General features: G+C 60.4%; 14 protein-coding genes. 4 read left to right on the forward strand and 10 right to left on the reverse strand.

Going from position 1 to position 18486, the window contains the following annotated elements; all coding sequences use genetic code 11:
• The 3 genes from PA598K_RS24715 to PA598K_RS24725 form a co-directional block, all read right to left on the reverse strand.
• On the reverse strand, nucleotides 1-241 hold a 241-nt coding region (locus PA598K_RS24715; RefSeq protein WP_376739072.1), incomplete at its 3' end, for a hypothetical protein.
• Entirely contained in the window at nucleotides 235-2223 is a 1989-nt protein-coding gene (locus PA598K_RS24720) for an IucA/IucC family protein (protein ID WP_128659527.1), read from the reverse strand. The genes PA598K_RS24720 and PA598K_RS24715, both read right to left, overlap by 7 nt.
• Complete coding sequence (locus PA598K_RS24725) at nucleotides 2220-4064, reverse strand: IucA/IucC family protein (protein WP_128659528.1); 1845 nt, start codon at nucleotides 4062-4064, stop codon at nucleotides 2220-2222. The genes PA598K_RS24720 and PA598K_RS24725 overlap by 4 nt, the downstream gene beginning before the upstream one ends.
• Before the next feature lie 292 nt (nucleotides 4065-4356).
• Between PA598K_RS24725 and PA598K_RS24730 the strand changes: the two genes are divergently transcribed.
• Complete coding sequence (locus PA598K_RS24730; protein ID WP_185602205.1) at nucleotides 4357-5928, forward strand: helix-turn-helix domain-containing protein; 1572 nt, start codon at nucleotides 4357-4359, stop codon at nucleotides 5926-5928.
• 92 nt (nucleotides 5929-6020) lie between these two features.
• Here PA598K_RS24730 and PA598K_RS24735 read toward each other — a convergent pair whose 3' ends face one another.
• The 7 genes from PA598K_RS24735 to PA598K_RS24765 form a co-directional block, all read right to left on the reverse strand.
• The gene (locus tag PA598K_RS24735; protein WP_128659530.1) at nucleotides 6021-6584 is read right to left on the reverse strand and encodes a nitroreductase family protein; all 564 of its coding nucleotides are present in this window, start codon (nucleotides 6582-6584) and stop codon (nucleotides 6021-6023) included.
• Nucleotides 6585-6715: 131 nt separating this feature from the next.
• Nucleotides 6716-7729: a DUF4097 family beta strand repeat-containing protein gene (locus tag PA598K_RS24740; protein ID WP_185602206.1), complete on the reverse strand. Its 1014-nt coding sequence runs from the start codon at nucleotides 7727-7729 to the stop codon at nucleotides 6716-6718.
• Nucleotides 7730-7983: 254 nt separating this feature from the next.
• Nucleotides 7984-9042 (reverse strand): ABC transporter substrate-binding protein, encoded by a 1059-nt coding sequence (locus PA598K_RS24745; RefSeq protein ID WP_260405592.1) that lies wholly within the window; start codon nucleotides 9040-9042, stop codon nucleotides 7984-7986.
• An 83-nt stretch (nucleotides 9043-9125) separates the two neighbouring features.
• Nucleotides 9126-10094: a galactofuranose ABC transporter, permease protein YjfF gene (yjfF, locus tag PA598K_RS24750; protein ID WP_128659533.1), complete on the reverse strand. Its 969-nt coding sequence runs from the start codon at nucleotides 10092-10094 to the stop codon at nucleotides 9126-9128.
• Nucleotides 10087-11112 carry an ABC transporter permease gene (locus PA598K_RS24755; RefSeq protein ID WP_128659534.1) on the reverse strand — a complete coding sequence of 342 codons (1026 nt, stop codon included), beginning with the start codon at nucleotides 11110-11112 and terminating at the stop codon, nucleotides 10087-10089. Before PA598K_RS24755 ends, yjfF begins: the two co-directional genes overlap by 8 nt.
• The gene (locus PA598K_RS24760) at nucleotides 11109-12626 is read right to left on the reverse strand and encodes a sugar ABC transporter ATP-binding protein (RefSeq protein ID WP_128659535.1); all 1518 of its coding nucleotides are present in this window, start codon (nucleotides 12624-12626) and stop codon (nucleotides 11109-11111) included. Before PA598K_RS24760 ends, PA598K_RS24755 begins: the two co-directional genes overlap by 4 nt.
• Nucleotides 12627-12735: 109 nt before the next feature.
• Nucleotides 12736-13764 carry an ABC transporter substrate-binding protein gene (locus PA598K_RS24765; RefSeq protein ID WP_128659536.1) on the reverse strand — a complete coding sequence of 343 codons (1029 nt, stop codon included), beginning with the start codon at nucleotides 13762-13764 and terminating at the stop codon, nucleotides 12736-12738.
• A 289-nt stretch (nucleotides 13765-14053) separates the two neighbouring features.
• Between PA598K_RS24765 and PA598K_RS24770 the strand changes: the two genes are divergently transcribed.
• The 3 genes from PA598K_RS24770 to PA598K_RS24780 are packed head-to-tail and all read left to right on the forward strand — an operon-like array spanning nucleotide 14054 to nucleotide 18472.
• Nucleotides 14054-15853 (forward strand): sensor histidine kinase, encoded by a 1800-nt coding sequence (locus tag PA598K_RS24770; RefSeq protein WP_128659537.1) that lies wholly within the window; start codon nucleotides 14054-14056, stop codon nucleotides 15851-15853.
• On the forward strand, nucleotides 15850-17484 hold the full coding sequence (locus tag PA598K_RS24775) for a response regulator (RefSeq protein ID WP_185602207.1): 1635 nt from the start codon (nucleotides 15850-15852) through the stop codon (nucleotides 17482-17484). Before PA598K_RS24770 ends, PA598K_RS24775 begins: the two co-directional genes overlap by 4 nt.
• Complete coding sequence (locus PA598K_RS24780; RefSeq protein ID WP_128659539.1) at nucleotides 17459-18472, forward strand: sugar ABC transporter substrate-binding protein; 1014 nt, start codon at nucleotides 17459-17461, stop codon at nucleotides 18470-18472. The genes PA598K_RS24775 and PA598K_RS24780 overlap by 26 nt, the downstream gene beginning before the upstream one ends.
• The last annotated feature ends 14 nt before the right edge of the window (nucleotides 18473-18486 follow it).

An 18486-nucleotide genomic window follows, 5' to 3' on the forward strand; every position in this document is an offset into this window, starting at 1 on the left:
GATCGACGAGGCCGTGGAGCGCGCTATCGAAGCGGACTGCGGCATCCTGCTCCACGGCCTCGTCGATCGGCATATCCGGGATGAGCAGCGCCGAGGCTCCTTCCTCCCTCAGATAGAGCGCCAGCGCAGCGGCATCGTGGCCAGCGGTCATGCAGATGCCATAAGCGCGCCCGGCAGGCCGGGCAAGATGGGGCAGACGGCGGAAGGCCGTCCAGCGTTCAGTCAACGTATGGCTTAACATCGTTCTCCTCCTGTCATGGCGGCCTCAGGCTGACTCGCGAGCGCCTCGGCGAGCGGATTGGCAACGGTATGGGTATAGACGGCGTTCACCTCAGGGAACAGTCTGCCACGAGTGAGCGACTCCACCTCGCATAACGGCGCATACAGATCGAACAGCTCATAACGGTGGCTCAGCTCGGGATGGCGGCGTCTGTGCGCCTCCAGTTCCTCGACGACGATCGTCCAGCAGCTGCGCTCCGCCATCCCGTAATGTTGCTCCAGCATCTGGATGAGCTCGCCCAGATTGAACAGGAACAGCGCGTCCATCACCGTATCCCGGACCGCCTCGCGCGAGCGTTGCTCGAAGAGCGCATCTGGCGGCGCGAGGACGAAGTTCTCGTGGATGGCCGCGAAGTCGGGGCATGCCCCGGGATCGGCCAGCGCTTCGCGGCAATAGTAATAGCCTTCGTGAAAGTCCTTGAGCGCAGCTCGGGCAGGGCGTCCGTCGCGGTGGATCAGCACCATGTTCTGACCATGCGACTCGAGCGCTACGCCATGGGCGATCAGCAGATGGACGACCGGCACGACTGCGCGCCGGACCAGCTCGCGCCACCAGTTCTCCGCACCGTGCGCGCGCAGCCAGTCGTCGATCAGCGGCACGCCGCCGCGATCCGACGCGCCCAGCGCATTAAACGGCACCGCGGACTCGCCCTGCTGCAGCCGCGGCAGCAGGCTTTCCCGCCAGATGCAGGCGAGCACGCCGTAGATCTCCGGCTCGACGCAGGGGTCCGCCGGCGGCGGATCGAAGACGATGCCGGCATATTCATGGAGCAGCACCAGCTGCGCCTCGTCTCTCAAGTAGGCGTCGCCATCGATCATCGCTTGCAGCCATTGCGAGACGGCGGGCGCGCTGGCGACCGAATGCGGCGACAGGTAACGGGAGGCCGACGTGTTGATCAGACTCATCGCCAGCTTGACATTAGGCGCCTCGGGACGATCTGTGTTATGCAGCGTGCGGATCGATTGCAGCGGCCGATACGATGCCCCTGCCGCGCCCAGCACGATGAGGTGACGACTCTGAATATAGGGGGCGAGCGCCCAGGCAAGCTGACGCTGCCACTGCCACGGGTGGACGGGCAGCAGCATGTACGCCTCGGGTTGCCCGCCATGCGCGCGGATGAGATCCGCGAAGCGCTCGACCGTCGGCGGGCCCAGCTCCTTCTCTAGCAGGGCGTCCATGCTTCGTCCCGATCCGATCGCGCTGTAGGTCCACTGCTTCGCGACAGCGACCCAGAGCAGCTGCAGCGACGGGCCGAACTCCGGCCCATACGTCCGGTTGTCGACGTAGTCGAAGCCGATCCTCGATTTGTAGGAGGGATGGTAACGGTGCCCGTCGCACAGCCTTGCCTCGACCTCGTAATAATCCGCTCCGTCCAGCGGCCCATCCCAACCGCCGCCGGCGTGCAAGGCCAGCGTATCCTTGAGCAGCGTCTCCTCGAGCTCGCGGATGAACACGGCCAGATGCGCCGGACTCGCTGCCGAGTCCCGGAACAGCTCGACCATGAGCAGCGTCAGCGAGTCTGCGGACTGGCGGCGAGCGCCGTCGACGCGCAGTACCGGGCCGTCCAGCCGGATGCGGCCAAAGCTCGCCGTAATGCGGCCGGTGCAGATGTAGGCGACCGGACGGCCATCGCTCTGACGGCCGCGCAGGATAAATCTACGGGCAGGCATATCGTATGTCTCTCCAGACCACTGGACTTGCTCGCCGATCCCCATCCGCTTGCTAACCACGCGCCTCGATTCTGCAAGATGGCCTAGCTCGCTTTCCTCCGCTGCGAAGTCTCCCGATACCTCCCTGCTCCCGTCTACGATCTCGCAAGGCAGCAGCCGTTCGTAGATGATCGACTCCAGCAGTTGTCTCATGATTCGCTCCCGCGAGCAGGCGTAAATGTGCGACTGCAGCGCCTCCTGCACCTGTAGCGCCTCCGTCTGCCATAACATCATCGATCGCCTCCCGCCCTGCTCGTCAGCACCGGCTCGCCGCTTCGTCCCGGAGCGAGGCGGCGGACCGAGCGATTCATGAGCGGATTGGCGATCGGCACATAGACCGACTGCCGCTCAAGCGGCAGCTCCAGCTCGTCCATATCGCGCAGCCGCGTGAGCAGGTTGGCCTTGCAGGGCAGCCGCTCCGCCGTCAGCAATCGCTGCAGGAAGCGCGTCGCCGGGCGATCCAGCGGCAGCAAGGCCGTCAGCTCCCGACGCAGCTCGAGCAGCAGCAGCCGCTCGTCGACAAGCTCGGCACGGCCAAAGCCGCCGATCAGGCCGAACAGATGGTTAATCATCAGATAATAGATCAGATGCTCGTCGATGACGTCGTCGTCGTAGATATCGCCGCTGGCCGCACCGATCCCGGGCAGCTCGCGCTCTAGCTCGACGCGCATCGAGCGACTGAAATAATAGCCCTGATTGTCGCGGAAATACAGCTTGTCCGGGTAGCCTTCGCTTATCCGCAGCACGCAGTTCTGCTGATGCGCCTCCAGGGCGATGCCGCTGCTTAGATACAGCCCGGCAATCGGCCGCAGCGATATTGCCAGATAACGTCGGAACCAATCGATCGCCGTCTCCGTTACCGCTCGCTGCTCCCGGACGGCGATCGTATGGATGATCGAGGCAAGCAGCGAGCGCTCGCCGGGCAACGGGTCCTGGACAAGCGCCGCGATCAGGCAGCAGTCGCGCTCGCTGTCGCGCTGGAACGGATTGTCCCGCAGCACGACCTCAAAGCCCGATTCGGCCGCTTCAGCGTCGAGCCGAAGCGTCGCGTAGGCTGGATCGCGGATGATCTCGAAGCCCGGATAGCGCCGGATCGTCTCGCCCAGCCGGGTCGCCAGCAGGCGACTGATCTCGACGCCGCTCGCCAGCTCCTTGCGCTTCATGACCCGCAAGGAGTTGGTCAGCTTGACGCGCACCGAGAACTTCAGCATATACGCGCTCTCCGGGTGGTAGACGGTCCGCAGCGAGGATGTCGCTGCATAAGCTCTGCCCTGCTCGCCGAGGTCGCGCAGCGTCCCCTCCTCGAGCCGCCGCTGCACCTCGGAGCGACTGAGCAGCCATGCGGCCTGCAGCGGATGGACAGGGAGCGGCGCATACTGCCCGTCGGCGAGCAGACGCTCCAGCTCCGGTCGCCGTTCGCCCGCGCCAGCCAGCAGCTCTTGCCTCAGCAGCTCTGTAGCGGGGTGCGGCGTCTCTGATGCCTCCTCGATCAAGGACCGATGCGCCAGGAAATAGTGCAGACGGAACCGCCCTCCCAGCTCGGGACAATAACGCGAGGCTTGCGACTCGGCGATACCTTGGCGACTCTTGGGCGTCGGGTGAAAAGGGTGGCCGGTGAACAGCGATTGCTCGGCAGCAAGGAAGTCTGTCGCCGGATCGGCCAGCTCCCCGCGCAGCCGACTCCCGACATATTGCGCCGTGCAGCGACAGCTCTCGATAAGTCGCAGCAGCAGTTCGTCCGTGGAGGTCGGCTCGCGCTCGGCGAGCGCCAGCTCCTTGAAGAGGAGCGCGCCTACGGTCAGATAGTCTCCCGGGATCGGCTCTTGTCCCTGATGAGCTCGATAATGGACATGGCTATAACGATGATGACCTGTCCGGGAGCGATACTCGACGCCCAGCAGCAGCTGGATACCCTGATGACGCAGCTCGCACAGACAGAGAGCAGCCCGCCCGGGGCGGAGCTCCGCCGGCGCGGAGACCGACTTGATCCACTCGCCGGCGCCGGTTTCGCGCAGATAACAGTTCAACAAGGCTTGAAGCGCTGCCTGTTCGGCGATGGCTTCCGCAGTTAACATCATATCCCTCCGCATTTCCATGTTATGGGTTGTCTTCCACCCCCAATATACGAGTAAGCAACGGACCATACAATGCACCGCATTGACCGCTTCCGATGGACGCCATTGATTTGGGTCAATGCCGCCTGAGAGCTGATGTGGACGCGCGCCCAGGCGGGACAAGGGAAGAAGGGATTGCTTTTGGAGTGGAAATACGAATATAATAATGATAATCATTCTCATAATTTATTTTTATTTATTCGCAAAGGATGTGCACCACATGAGTTGCGCGCTCCAACGAGCTGCTTACGCTATGACCGATATCAAGCAGCACCGCTGCGCCCGTTATGAGGCGATGCGTCCCTTCCGAACGACCGGCTACGCCCTGCTCCTGCTGCATGAAGGCAGCGCCAAGCTGTCGATCCATCACCGACGCCATGCGCTGCGGCCAGGCAGATGCTGTCTGCTCGCTCCCGGTACATGGGTCAAATGCGAGGCCGGGCGCGGCGGAGCCTTGCTCTATCTGCTCCAATACGAATCGCTCTGCCCGGCCCTTGCCGCAGCTGCCGCCGAGGGGAGCGCATTCGAAGACGACGCGCTGCTGCTCGCGCACTCGCCGGCGATGCTCACCTTGCTTGCGCAGATGCAGCAGCTCGCCGAGCGCGACGATGACGCCTCCTACTTTCGCCGTCAGGCGCTCTTCTACGAGCTGCTCCACCTGATCAGCCTGGCGCAAGCTGCCGAGGACAAGCCTGCCCATGATGCGATTCAGATGACGGTCGACTACATAGACAGCCATTATATGGAGGAGCTGCAGGTAGGACAGCTTCCGGAGATGGCCAATCTGACGCCAAGCGCTTTTTGCCGGGCCTTCAAAAAATCGGTCGGCGTCTCGCCCGGCGCCTATCTGACGCAGATCCGCATCCGCAAGGCCAAGGAGCTGCTGCGCGTGGCCGGGCGCTCCACGCTCAAGGAGATCGCCCAAAGCGTCGGCTATGGCGACGAGTTGTACTTCAGCCGCGTCTTCAAAAAATCCGAGGGCGTCTCGCCCACAGCCTATGCCGCCTCCCGACCGACCCGGGTCGCCGTCGTCAGCCATCTGTTCCTGCAGGATCATCTGCTGGCGCTTGGCATCCAGCCGGTGGCCGCCCCCGCCTTCCCCAGCGTCTATACCAACTCCAGCGGATTCCCGCGTTATTTGCAGCGTCAGCTGCAAGGGACATGTCCGCTGAACGCCGAAACGTTGATCGATCTGAGCGAGGTGCAGCAGCACCAGCCGGACATGATCATCAAGATGGCGTTCCAGGGCAATCCCAGCGACAGCAGCTGGCAACGCGCCGAGAACGCGATCTGCCTCGAGGGCTTCCCCGAGTGGCATCACTACGTAGAGGCGCTCGGCTCGCTGCTGGACAAGCAATCCGAAGCGGAGCGAGTCATCCGCCGCGTCGAAAAAATCGAGGGCGACTACCGTTGCAAGCTACAGGCTCTAACCGATGCGGCCGGCGAGCTGTTGATTGTGCGAGCGCTGCCCGGCGACTTCCGTATCTACGGCGACCATGGTCACGCGCTGAGCGGACTCGTCTACCGCGTCTTTGGCTTCGAAGCCCACCCCAGCGCCTCGCATGCCTTTTACAAGCGCGTGCCGTGGCAGACGTTGTTCGAGCTGGACCCTGCCAGCATCCTGTTCATCTGGAGCGATCCCGCCGAGCTTGCCCGCCTGCAGGCGCACCCGGCATGGCGCGAGCTGCAGGCGGTCCGCTCCGGCAGCGTCTTCTGTCCCGACACGCGCGAGTGGGACCCGTGGGGCCCGTCCGGGCGGGAGTATACGATCTATGATGGCGCCCGTTACTTCCAGCAGGCGGCGCAGCAGCGTCTGGTGCTGTGATCTTCTGTTCGAAATGAAAAAAACCGTCCGTTAGCTGCAAGGCAAGCTGCCTTGTTCACTAACGGACGGTTCTTCGCTGTTGAGCTGACAGTTCAACGGTCAAGCAGCGTAATACGCTCGCTCGCGGGGACGCGCGGCGCAGCATGCGGGATACCGGCCGGGTAGCCGACATGGAGATTGCCGACCGCCCGCTCGCCTGGCTGGATGCCGATGGCGGTGCGGAATACCTCCTCGTGCAGCCAAGGATACGTCTCCCACACCATACCGATCCCTTGCTCCCATGCCAACAGGCTGAGATTATGGATGATGATTGACGTCGACGCATAATCCTCCTCACGCACCTGCATATAAGGGTTCTCCTTCATAACGACCGTTATAATCATCGGATTGCTCATAATTTTCTTGTAGTACTTTTCGCCGGTCGCCTGCTTCTTCTGCGGGTCCCATTCCCAGCGCTCGTTCATCGTCCGGCACGCCTCGGCTGTTGCCTTACGCCCGTCACCGCTGCTAATAATAAACCGCCACGGCTGCGTCATGCGATGATTGGGCGCCCATACGGCTGTATCCAGCAGCTCCATCATCAGCTCCACCGACACTTCGCGGTCCTGGAAACGGTGCACGCTGCGGCGCTCCCGAATCAATTGCTTTAATTCCATACGATGCAACCTCCATCCTCGATCATCCCTTTACACTATAGCCGATGCATCATCGACTGAACATGGACGGGATTGACCGATTGGATGGATAATTTGCCGCACGGGCTGCGCCAATCGAGGTTGCACAGTCCTTAATCCAGCGTGAAATTGCCCGATCCGGTGCGCACCTCGAGCAGCACGTCGCCATTGCCGAAGGAACCGCGGATCTTTTTGCGATCGTCGCCGTCCTGGACGAAGCCGTCCCAGCCGATCCGGCCTCTTCCTGAGCCCCCGTCATAACGAACCTCCAGCGATTGCGGGGCGTCTGCAAGCATGACGTCGATATTGCCGCTGCCCGAATCGAGATCCGTATCCTGACGCAGCTCATCGACTTGCATCTCGATGTTGCCGCTGCCCGTCCGACCTTTCACCTGAGCAGTGCCGTCCTGCAGCTCGATATCGCCGCTGCTCGCATCAAGCGACAGCTCGCTCAGTTCATAGTCGACTACACTGATGTTGCCGCTGCCGTTGCTCAGCGTAGCCTTGCCGCCGAAGAGCGAGGTGAGCTCGATATCGCCGCTGCCGCTCTTCACGACCAGCGTATCCGTCCGGATGTCCCGGCCCTGCACCTCGCCGGAGCCGACGCCGAATTCCCCGGTCTGCGCTACGATCTGATCAAGCACTATATCGCCGCTGCCGGTGCTCAGCCGCACGAGATCAGCCGCCACATCCGTTGCCGTCAGCTCGCCGCTCCCTGTGGATACAGCCAGCTCTCGCCATAGCTGCCGCGGCACTTCGACTGTCAGCATCAGATTGTCGGCAAACATGCCGATGCCCCAGCCGCCCTGCTGCTTCGCATTCACCTCGATCGCTCCGCCCCGCTGCTGCACCGTAACATCCGGCTCGCCGCGATTGATGTACAGTCCGCGCTGACGGCCCTGCAGATGGACTCGCAGCTCGCTGCCATCCACAGCGATCAGCTCGACATCCGCCGACCCGACCTCGATACGCAGCTTATCCGCCTCCGAGGCGTCCTGACTTTTGCTAATATCGACCGCTGTAGATTTGCCCAGCTTTAGCCCATCCAGCGGATTATCGCCGCGCCACACGGCGACCAAGGCGATTACGCCTATTATAACGAGTGCCAACCCAAACCATTTTTTCATCCTGAATCCTCCCTGACCTTGCCCCGATGCCGGCGACCGGCTGCGAGTCTGTCGCATGTGTTGCTGTTATTATACCAGCGCATGTCGCAGCTACACTACCACCCTTCGGATGAACAGAGCCCCGACTTAGGTCCAGGTCGAGCCTCCCTCCGGCATGCCAAAATCGGCCATCGCCGCAGCAATGGCCGATCCCGCTACTCTCCGTCCCCGGTAAGGGGAGGCTTCCTGCTCAGAAATCTGCGCGACGAATCGCGCTAGTATTTGCGATTGGCTACCTCGCGCTCGGCCGTTACTTCCGTATAGATGCGCTCGGGGGTGATGATCCGCTTGGGAAGCGTCCGGCCTTCCATCAGCTCCATCACCGCCTGCATCACATTCGGGCCAAGCATCGGATTGCATTCCACGACCGCGTTAATCTTGCCCGCCACCATCATCTCGAAAGCCTGCCGTGTACCGTCCACGGACAGGATGATGATGTCCTTGCCCGGCTCCAGACCGAACGCTTCGACCGCTTCGATCGCTCCGAGCGCCATATCGTCATTGTGAGCGTACAGCACGTCGATGTCGTTACCGTACGTCTGCAGGAACGTGGCCATCACCTCGTTGCCGCGCTCTTGCGTAAAGTCGGCCGCTTCGCTGGCGAGGATCGTCAGCGAGGCGCGCTCGTGGATCACCTCCCGGAAGCCCGCTCCCCGGTCGATCGAGGGAGAAGCGCCCTCCGTCCCACGCAGCTCTACGATGCCGACCTGCCCGGAGCGCGTGCGCATCTTGTCCAGCAAGTAGCGCCCCGCCATCCGCCCTTCCTCGTAGAAGTCGGACCCGATAAACGTAACATACAGCGACTGGTCGGACAGCTCCATCTTGCGGTCGATGATCAGCAGCGGGATGCCTGCCGCCTGCACTTCCTTCAGCACGGGCTCCCAGCCCGTCTCGACGACAGGCGCGATCGCGATCACGTCGACGCCCTGCTCGACGAAGGAACGCACCGCCTCGAATTGCCGCGTCTGCGATTGCTCCGCGTTGTCGAACAGCACCTCGATGCCCGCTTCCTCCGCCGCTTCCAGGATCGATTGCGTATTGGCGAGCCGCCAGTCGCTCTCCGAGCCCAACTGCGAGAAGCCAAGCCTGAACTTCCGCCGCACCAGCTCCGTGGCCCCCTCTTCGATCGCGTCAATCGAAGGAAACGCTTTCTTTTCTTCCAAAACGACGGGCTGCTCGCTGCTGTCCTGCAACTCGCAACCGGTCATCACGGCAACCAGACCTAACAGCAACACCACTGCCAAGCCCGCGAATCTCTGCCGAAATTTCCACACAATCCTCATGTCTCCCCCTTTCCAAACACGATAATTTGGATGAAATGGAAAATTCGACATTCCCTTTGATTATCCTTCTTCTGTCAAACCCGATGTTTGTGAAGCAAGCGGCGGCTGCTGAACAGCCGCTGCAGTAAAATAAACAGGAACAGCAGCATGCCGATCACGATGCGCGTCCACCAGGAGCTAAGCGTCCCCTCGAAGCTGATAATCGTCTGGATGACTCCCTGGATCATTACGCCGAACAGCGTACCGGCCACATAACCGAAGCCGCCGGTCAGCAGCGTGCCTCCGATGACGACGGCCGCGATCGCGTCCAGCTCCATCCCCAGGGCATGCAGCCCGTAGCCGGAGAGCATATAGAACGTGAATACGACGCCGGCGAGCGCCGAGCAGAAGCCGCTGAATAAGTAGACGCCGATCTTCGTGCGCGCCACGGGCAAGCCCATCAGCACGGCGGACTGCTCGTTGCCGCCTAGCGCGTACGTATTCCTCCCGAAGCGTGTGAAGTGAGCCGCATAGAACGCCCCTGCGAACAGCAGCAGCGCGATTAGCACACTGATCGAGACGAAGTTGCCGCCCGGCAGATAGACCTTCGTCTGCGCCATGCTCGTATAGAACGCGTTGTTGATCGTAATCGTACTCGTGTCAATCACATAACATAGCCCTCTGGCCAGGAACATGCCCGCGAGCGTGACGATGAAGGGCTGAATCTTGAAATAGTGGATGATCGCCCCCATCCCTGCTCCAAACAAGGAGCCAAGCAGCAGCACGAGCGGGATGACAATCGCCGGCGACCAGCCGTCCTGCACCAGCGTCGCCGAGATCATCGTCGTCAGCGCGATGACCGACCCAACGGAGAGATCGATGCCGCCGGAGATGATAACGAAGGTCATCCCGATCGCAACGATGAGCAGGAAGGCGTTGTCGATCAGCAGATTGAGCAGCACTTGCGCCGAGAAAAAATCGGTATACTGGAACGAGCCTGCGATGAACATCAACGCGAACAAGGCAATCGTCACGAGGATCGGCAGGTGCTGGCGCTTAAGCATGGTGCTTCACTTCCTTTTCAGCCGGATAGCGGCGGGTTTTGAAGCGGTAGACCAGCGACTTCCGGAACGACTCCGACTGGACCAGGCAGACGAGCAGCACGACGAACGCTTTGACGACGAGCGTAATCTCCGGCGGCACGCCGGTTAGATAGATCGTCGTCGTCAGCGTCTGGATGATGAGCGCGCCGATGACGGTGCCCCCCAGGTAGAAGCGGCCGCCATTCAGCGAGGTGCCGCCGATGACGACGGCAAGGATCGCATCCAGCTCATACCACAGTCCCGCATTATTGCCGTCGGCGCTCGACACATTGCCGCTCAGGATCAAGCCCGCGATGCCCGCGCACAGCCCGCAGAACAGATAGACCGCGATCGTAACAGCGCTGGATCGGATACCCGACAGCCGGCTCGCCACCGGCTTGTTGCCGACCGACTCGATGAACAGGCCGATCGCCGTCTTGCGCGTCAGCAGCATGGCGACGGCGAACACGACGAACACGATGAAGATCGAGAACGGCAGCGTGAACAGTCCGCCTGCGCCGATATACTTGTACTTGTCGCTGGAGATCGTGATGATCTGACCGCCCGTGATAAGCTGGGCCACGCCGCGCCCGGCAACCATCAGGATCAGCGTGGCGATGATCGGCTGGATGCCCGCCCCCGCGACGAGGAAGCCGTTCCACAGCCCTAGCGCCACCGCCAGCGCAAGCGACAGACCGACCGCCATGAGCACCAGACCGAGCGCGCTTTGATCCTCGCCCCGGCTGATCGTCAGACAGGCCATCGCCCCGGTGATCGCTACGATCGAGCCCACCGACAAGTCGATGCCCTTGGTTGCGATGACGAGCGTCATGCCGATCGAGACGAGCATGAGCGGCGCGCCGAAGTTCAGGATGTCGATCAGGCTGCCGTACAGATTGCCGTCCCGGACCTTGATCGCAAAAAACGAAGGATCGTACAGCAGGTTGAACAGCAGCAGCAGCGCCAGCACGACAAGCGGCCAGAACAAATGATGCTTCATCCTTCTCCCCCTCCTGCGATCGCTTGCATGACTCGGCCCTCGCTCATCTCGTCGCGTGTCATCTCGCTTACTTTTTTGCGATCGCGCATGACGGCGATGCGGTCGCTGACGCGCAGCACTTCCTCCAGCTCCGAGGAGATGAACAGGACGGACATGCCCTTCTGCGACAACGACATGACCAGCCTCTGAATCTCCGCCTTGGCGCCGATATCGATGCCGCGCGTCGGCTCGTCGAGGATGAGCAGCTTCGGATCGGTGAGCAGCCACCTGGCCAACAGCACCTTCTGCTGATTGCCGCCGCTCAGGTTTTTGATCAGCTGGTCGGGATTGGGCGGGTTAATATTGAGCGCCTCGATAAACTGACGCGCGATCTCCGACTGCCGCTTCCTGGAAATCGTGCGGAACCAGCCCTGCGATGCTTGCAGCGCCAGCACAATGTTCTCGCGAATCGTCAAATCGTCGATGATCCCCTCGCCCTTGCGGTCCTCCGAGCAGAACGCAATGCCCTCGGCGATTGCTTGTCTGGGCGTATGGACATTGCTGTTGCCGCCGACACGCAGCGCTCCATGATCGGAGCGATCCGCTCCGAACAACAGCCGTGCCGCCTCCGTCCTGCCCGAGCCGAGCAAGCCGGCCAGACCGACAATCTCGCCCTGACCGATCGCCAGATCGAAGGGCTCGACCGAGCCTCTTTTGCCAAGTCCCTTGGCTTCAAGCAGCAGGTCTGTGTTCGCCTCCTCCGCTGTAGCAGTCGACTTCGGCAGGCTCTCCAGCTCCTTCAGCTCCTTGCCGATCATTTTGGAGACGAGCTCTATACGGGGCAACGCGTCGGCCGCGTACTCCCCTACAAATTCTCCGCCCCGGAGAATGGTTATTCGATCGGATACTTCATACACCTGATCCAGGAAATGCGTCACGAACAGAATCGCCAGCCCTTCGCTTTTCAGCTTGCGCATAATGCCGAACAGCTGACTCACCTCGCCGCGATCGAGACTTGAGGTCGGTTCGTCAAGGATGAGCACCTTCGCCGAGATATTGAGCGCTCTGGCGATGGCTACCAATTGCTGGATGGCAATCGGATAAGCTTGCAGCGGCAACGTCACATCGACGGTTAAATTCATCCGTTCCTCCAGTAGCCTCGCTGCCGCCCGGTTCAATTCCTTCCACAGGATGCGCCCCAGGCGCCGAGGCTCTCGGCCGATAAAAATGTTCTCCGCCACCGATAAATTCGGACACAGATTGACCTCTTGATACACGGTGCTGACCCCGGCGGCCTGGGCATCCTGCGGGCTCTGGATGATGATGCGCTTCTCCTCCATCTCCACATGTCCCCGGTCAATGGAGTAGACGCCTGTCAGCACCTTGATCAGCGTTGATTTGCCCGCGCCGTTCTCGCCCATCAAGGCATGGACCTCGCCGGAGAATAAGCGCAGTTGTACGCCCGACAGCGCTTTGACGCCGGGAAATTGCTTGTGGATGTCGTGCATATGCAGGATAGGCCGGCGCTCTTCCATAGGACTACTCCTTTCTGATTGGAGCGCGCAGCCGCCGCGGCCGAAGCCGAGCAGCGGCGGCTGCGCGTTACGCTTTCTTTAGCGACGTCCTGGGGCGTGTCTGCACGCCCTAGTATTTGCGGTTAGGCAGCTCGCGCTTGGCATCCTCGGAGGTGAATACGCCCTCTTCGGTGACGATACGCTTCTCCACTTCCTTGCCATCCAGGATGTCATTGACCGCCTGCATCAGCTGCGGACCGAGCAGCGGATTGCACTCGACGATAAAGTTGATCTTGCCTTCGCTGGCTGCGACGAAGCCGTCCTTGACGCCGTCGATCGAGATGATGACGATGTCCTCGCCCGGCTTCAGACCTGCCGCTTCGATGGCCTGGATCGCGCCGAGCGCCATATCGTCGTTATGCGCATAGAGCACATCGATATCCGCATGCGCTTTGAGGAAGGCCTGCATAACCTCCTTGCCCTTGGCGCGCGTGAAGTCGCCGGTCTGGGAGGCGATGACCTTCAGGTTCGGATTATCAGCGATCACTTCGGCGAAGCCGGCCTTGCGGTCATTGGCCGGGGCCGAGCCTGTCGTGCCTTGCAGCTCGACGATGTTGATGTCCTCGGCAGCGTCCTTGTATTGCTCTAGCAGCCAATTGCCGGCGCGGCGTCCCTCTTCGACGAAGTCGGAGCCGATGAAGGTCTCATAGAGCGACGTATCTGCGGAGTCGACGGCGCGGTCAGTCAGGATGACCGGGATGCCGGCGTCCTTCACTTCCTTGAGCACGGTATCCCAGCCCGACTCGACAACCGGCGAGAAGGCGATAACATCGACTTTTTGCTGGATGAATGTACGGATCGCTTTGATTTGATTCTCTTGCTTCTGCTGCGCGTCCGAGAATTTCAGATCGAAGCCCGCTTCCTTGGCCGACTCCTGAATCGACAGCGTGTTGGCTGTCCGCCAGCCGCTCTCTGCTCCTACCTGAGAGAAGCCGAGCGTAATCTGCTTCCCCTCCTGCTTTGTCGGCGTCGTCGACGCTGGCTTGTTGTCCGGCGCGGCCGGGTTGTTGGTCGTGCCTCCATTGCCTCCGCAAGCTGACGTGATGAGCAGCATGGCCAGCGCGACGAGGGTCAGCCCTTTCTTTTGCTTGGATTTCATCGTGTTCATTCCTCCCCTGTAATAACCAACAACGATTGGTTTGAGACGATTATAGACCGCTTTCAGCGGCTCCTTATACGGAGTTTCATACGCATTCCTTATAAATTTTTTCGCTCTTGCAAGCCTTGCTGCCGATTGGTTTGCTTTTTTGCGCATTCCTTGTGTTATTTTTGGAATGTCCGATTGCCCGTATCCTTTCGAGTCCATTTTTGATATAGTTGTGATACATATTGTATATTTTTTTAGATCCTTTTTGTATCATCCAAAGCGAGAGAAAGGTCATTCGCCTATGAAGCTTATCGACTGGATTGCCTCGAGCTTGCGGGCCAAGCTGCTCACGATGTTTATCGTCCTCACCTGCGTACCGCTTATCGTCGTCGGGCTCGTCTCCTATCAGAAGTCGTTCGACACCGTGTTCCGCAACAGCAAAGCCGCTTCGCTTATTGTAGGCGAGCAATTGGCGCGCGACATCGACCTGCTCTTCGAGGATACAGGCAAGCTGCTGGAGCTGGGCAACGATCCTCGCGTCCTGCATTTCCTGTTCTCGCAGAGCGATACGTATGCCGATGCCAAGGACATCCTGAAGATGATGGATTCCTACTCGGATACGTACAGCGACGAAAGCGTTCTCAATATCTCCATCATCAATCTGTACGGCAGAGGCATCAGCGACAGGCGCGGTGTCTTCCAGCTCGATCGCAACCCGCTGCGCAACCCGCGCTTTGCTTATCTGACCCAGCGGCCCGATGATATCCTCAATATCCCGCCGTCCCAATCCTCGCCGCTTGATCGGCTGGACGGATCTCAATATGACCATGCGAGCGTCATCACGATCATGACCGCAGTCAAGCAACGCATCACGCACGAGGTGATCGGCTTCATCGTTATCGACATTGACGATGCAGCCGTCGGCCGGGCGATCAACGGCCGGGCGATCGGCGAGACCGGCCTCTTCTATGTCGCCGATGCCGATGGCTCGCCGATCTTCTCGCCGACCTCTGGACCGAGCGGACTGCTGCCTGACGCCCGCAGCGTCATCGCCCACAAGGATCGCCACATGATCGACTCGTCTCGTGGCAAGCCCAAGTTCATCTTCGCCGTCGAATCGCCAAGGACAGGCTGGAACATCGTTGGCTATGTGCCGCTGCAGGAGATTGTGAAGGAAGCGAACGCGATCCGGCAAATGATTATTGTCAGCGTCATTTTGTGCATTGTCTTTACGATTACGCTGCACTTTTTTATCTCCTCCCGACTGATCAAGCCCGTGCAGTTGCTCAAAAACAAGATGCAGCTCGCCGCCTCAGACTATCTGGAGGCCAAGGTGGTCGTGACGGGCAAGGACGAGATTGCTAACCTGAGCAGCAACTTCAACGTCATGCTGGAAAAAATCAAAGGCCTGCTCGATCAAAGCATCAAGGAGCATGAAGAGATGAAAAAGGCGGAGCTGCGAACGCTGCAGGCGCAAATCAATCCGCATTTCCTGTACAATACGCTGGATTCGATCGTCTGGATGGCCGAGGCTGGCCGCAACAGACAGGTGATCCTGCTCGTCGAATCGCTGTCGAAGCTGTTCCGCATCTCGCTCAGCAAGGGCCGCGACTGGATCAGCGTAGAAAAAGAGCTCGAGCATGTCCATAGCTATCTGGTCATCCAGCAGATGCGCTATCGCGATATCCTCGACTACGAGATCGAGGTGGACCCCTCGCTGCGGCGCTACGATATCCTCAAGATGACGCTCCAGCCGATCGTCGAGAATGCGATCTATCACGGCATCAAAAACAAGCGCGGCAAAGGACTCGTCCGCATCGTCGGCTGCAAGACGCCCGAGAATGAACTGCTGCTCATCGTAGAGGACAACGGAGCCGGGATGTCGAGGGAGATGCTGGAGACGCTGCGACGCAATCTGAAGCGCCAGCAGCCTCCCGAGGAGACAGGCAAGGAGGTATCGGGCGGGTTCGGTCTGCATAACGTAGAACGCCGGATCCGTCTGTATTATGGGGAGCGATGCGGCGTCACGGTCGAAAGCGATGCCGGTGTCGGCACAAAGGTCATCATCCGAATACCGCTCAGAGAGGAGCAAGCCTTATGAAAAGTGTGATGCTCGTCGATGACGAGATCCTCGTCCGCGATACGATCAAGGAGTGCATCCCGTGGGAGCAGGAAGGCTTCCGGTTTATCGGCGACGCGCCGGACGGCGAGATCGCCTTGCAGCTGATGGAGCAGACGGAGCCCGATATCCTGATCACCGACATCATGATGCCCTTCATGGACGGACTCGAGCTGAGCGGCATCGTCCGCAAGCGGATGCCCCGCGTGAAGATCGTCATCCTCTCCGGGCACGGCGAGTTCGAATACGCCAGATCGGCTCTCCGCCTCGGCGTCGAGGAGTACTGCCTGAAGCCGATCAGCGCGGCCAGTCTGCTCAGCCTGCTGCACGGCGTCAGCCGGACCATCGACGAGGAGCGGCTCGAGCAGGAACGCGCCCGCAAACAGCTGCTCGATGAGACGGAGAAAAAAAACATGACCCAGGATAAGCTGCTCGGCGACCTGTGTTGCGGATTCCTGACGACGTCCGAAGCGATCCACTGGAGCTCGGAGATCTCGCTGGCGCTGATCGCCCCTTATTACGCGGTCGTCATCTCGGATGCGCGGGACGATGCCAGCGAAGCGGCGGGCGCCTCTGCAGGCGGAGGCTTGCCGAGCCAGGTCGGCAAGATGTCTCCCTCTCTGCCGCATGACGCGCAGGACGGTCTGCTCGCTTACAAGCGAAGTCGCACAGAGACGGTCTGGATCGTCAAGGGCGAGTCATGCGAGGAGTTGGAGGAAAGGCTGCTCCCCTTCCGCCAGCTGCGGGAGCAGTCCGGCGCCGCCGGGAGCTTGGCGATCGGGATCGGCAGCGTCCATGACCGACTGCAAGGCATCCACCTCTCCTACCTCGATGCCGAGGAGGATATGCATTGGCAACGGTTGTCCAAGCAGAACCGACGTGAGATGACGCTCTCCGCGCAAATACCGCTCGAGCCTGCCGCTCTGCTCGATCGATCCAAGTTTCTGGATTTCCTGAAGCTGGGCACGCCTGCCGAAGCCGTCGCTTTCGTCGATTCTTTCGTAGCCGCCATGGACCGACAGGATTGGGAGACTTCCCCGCTGGGCTACTACCTGCTCAATGATCTGACGATCGAGGTGTTGCAAGTGTCGAAGCAAACGTTCCGCATCTCGGATCAGGAGGCGTTGGCCCGCTTTCAGAGCGAGCTGCGAGAGGTCCGCACAACGCAGGACGCAGCCGACTACCTGGTGCGCATGGCCGAGCAGTATTGGAGCTGGCGGGCTGAAGGGACGGATAAATACGCCGAATTGATCGTCAAGGTGAAGCGCTACATCGAGGAAAATTACGATAAAGAGCATATGTCCCTACAAAGCGCCTCTGACGATGTACGACTCAGCCCAAGCCATCTGAGCAAGGTGTTCAGTCAGGAAACCGGTCAGACCTTTATCGAATACCTGACTCGCACGCGGATTCAGAAGGCAATGGATCTGCTGCTGACGACGCCCGCCAAGTCCTATGAAGTCGCCTTCCAGGTCGGGTACAACGATGCCCACTACTTCTCGAACCTGTTCAAACGCTTCACAGGCATGACGACCAAGCAATTCCGCAAAAACGGCGGACTGTCGCTTCACGCGAAAGGAGAGGAGTATGGAGCGGTCTTCAAGCACGGCTAAACGGCTGCCCGCCATACTCGCGCTGCTGATGCTGGTCTGCGCCGCAGGATGCCTTCCCACCCCACCGGAGGAAGGATATCCTGCCATCTCCTATACGGAATCAAAGGATAAGCAACCGGCTCATCTGACGCTGGGGATACTGTACCCGATGGCTCATCCGTTCTACGAGATGATTACCCAGATGGCTGAGAAAGCCGCCGTCCCTCTCGGCATCGACCTGATCGTCAAAGCGCCCGACGAAGTCAATCTGGAGCAGCAGATCCGCATCCTCGAGCAGATGATCAAGCAGCGCGTCGATGGCATCGCGATCAGTCCGGTCGATGGAGACGCGCTTACGCCCGTTATCGACCGGGCGGTCGAGGCCGGTATCCCCGTCGTCTGCTTCGAGATGGACGCCCCGGGCAGCAAGCGTCTCTCCTATATCGGCGCTAACCACTACGAGGGCGGCAAGCTCGTAGGCGAGGTTCTCGACCAGTTGCTTAAGGGCAAAGGAATGGTGCTCGTCGAGAGCGGGTTCCCGCATCTGCCGGCTCATAAGCTCCGGCTAGCGGGCATGCTGGAGCATATCCAGACCCGTACGGACATTCAGATCCTGGATATCCGCCACAACAGCGGCAGCGAGGACCAGGCATTGGTCGACATGGAGGTGATGATCGACGCGCACCCGCATTTTGACGCCTTCGTATCGCTCGATCTATGGTCCGCCTCCTCGTCCATCCTTGTCTGGAAGGCCAAAGGACTGAGTCGGGACATCATCGCCTTCGGCATGCAGAGCGATATTAAGGAAGCGATCCATAACGGCCAGATCACGTCAGTCATCTCGCAGAATGAGCAGGATTGGGCGGTCGAGATCATCGCCAGCCTCATGAGCGCCTCGCAGAACAACGCGGTGCCCGATCACATCGATACCGGCTCCCGAGTGCTGACGCGAGATACGGTCGATACTTTCCCCGATGTCGCGAAGCTCCGGGGACAGGCAAGCCATTAAGCCCGCGCAGCGCG

Source organism: Paenibacillus sp. 598K, assembly GCF_003851045.1.
GTDB lineage: Bacteria > Bacillota > Bacilli > Paenibacillales > Paenibacillaceae > Paenibacillus_D.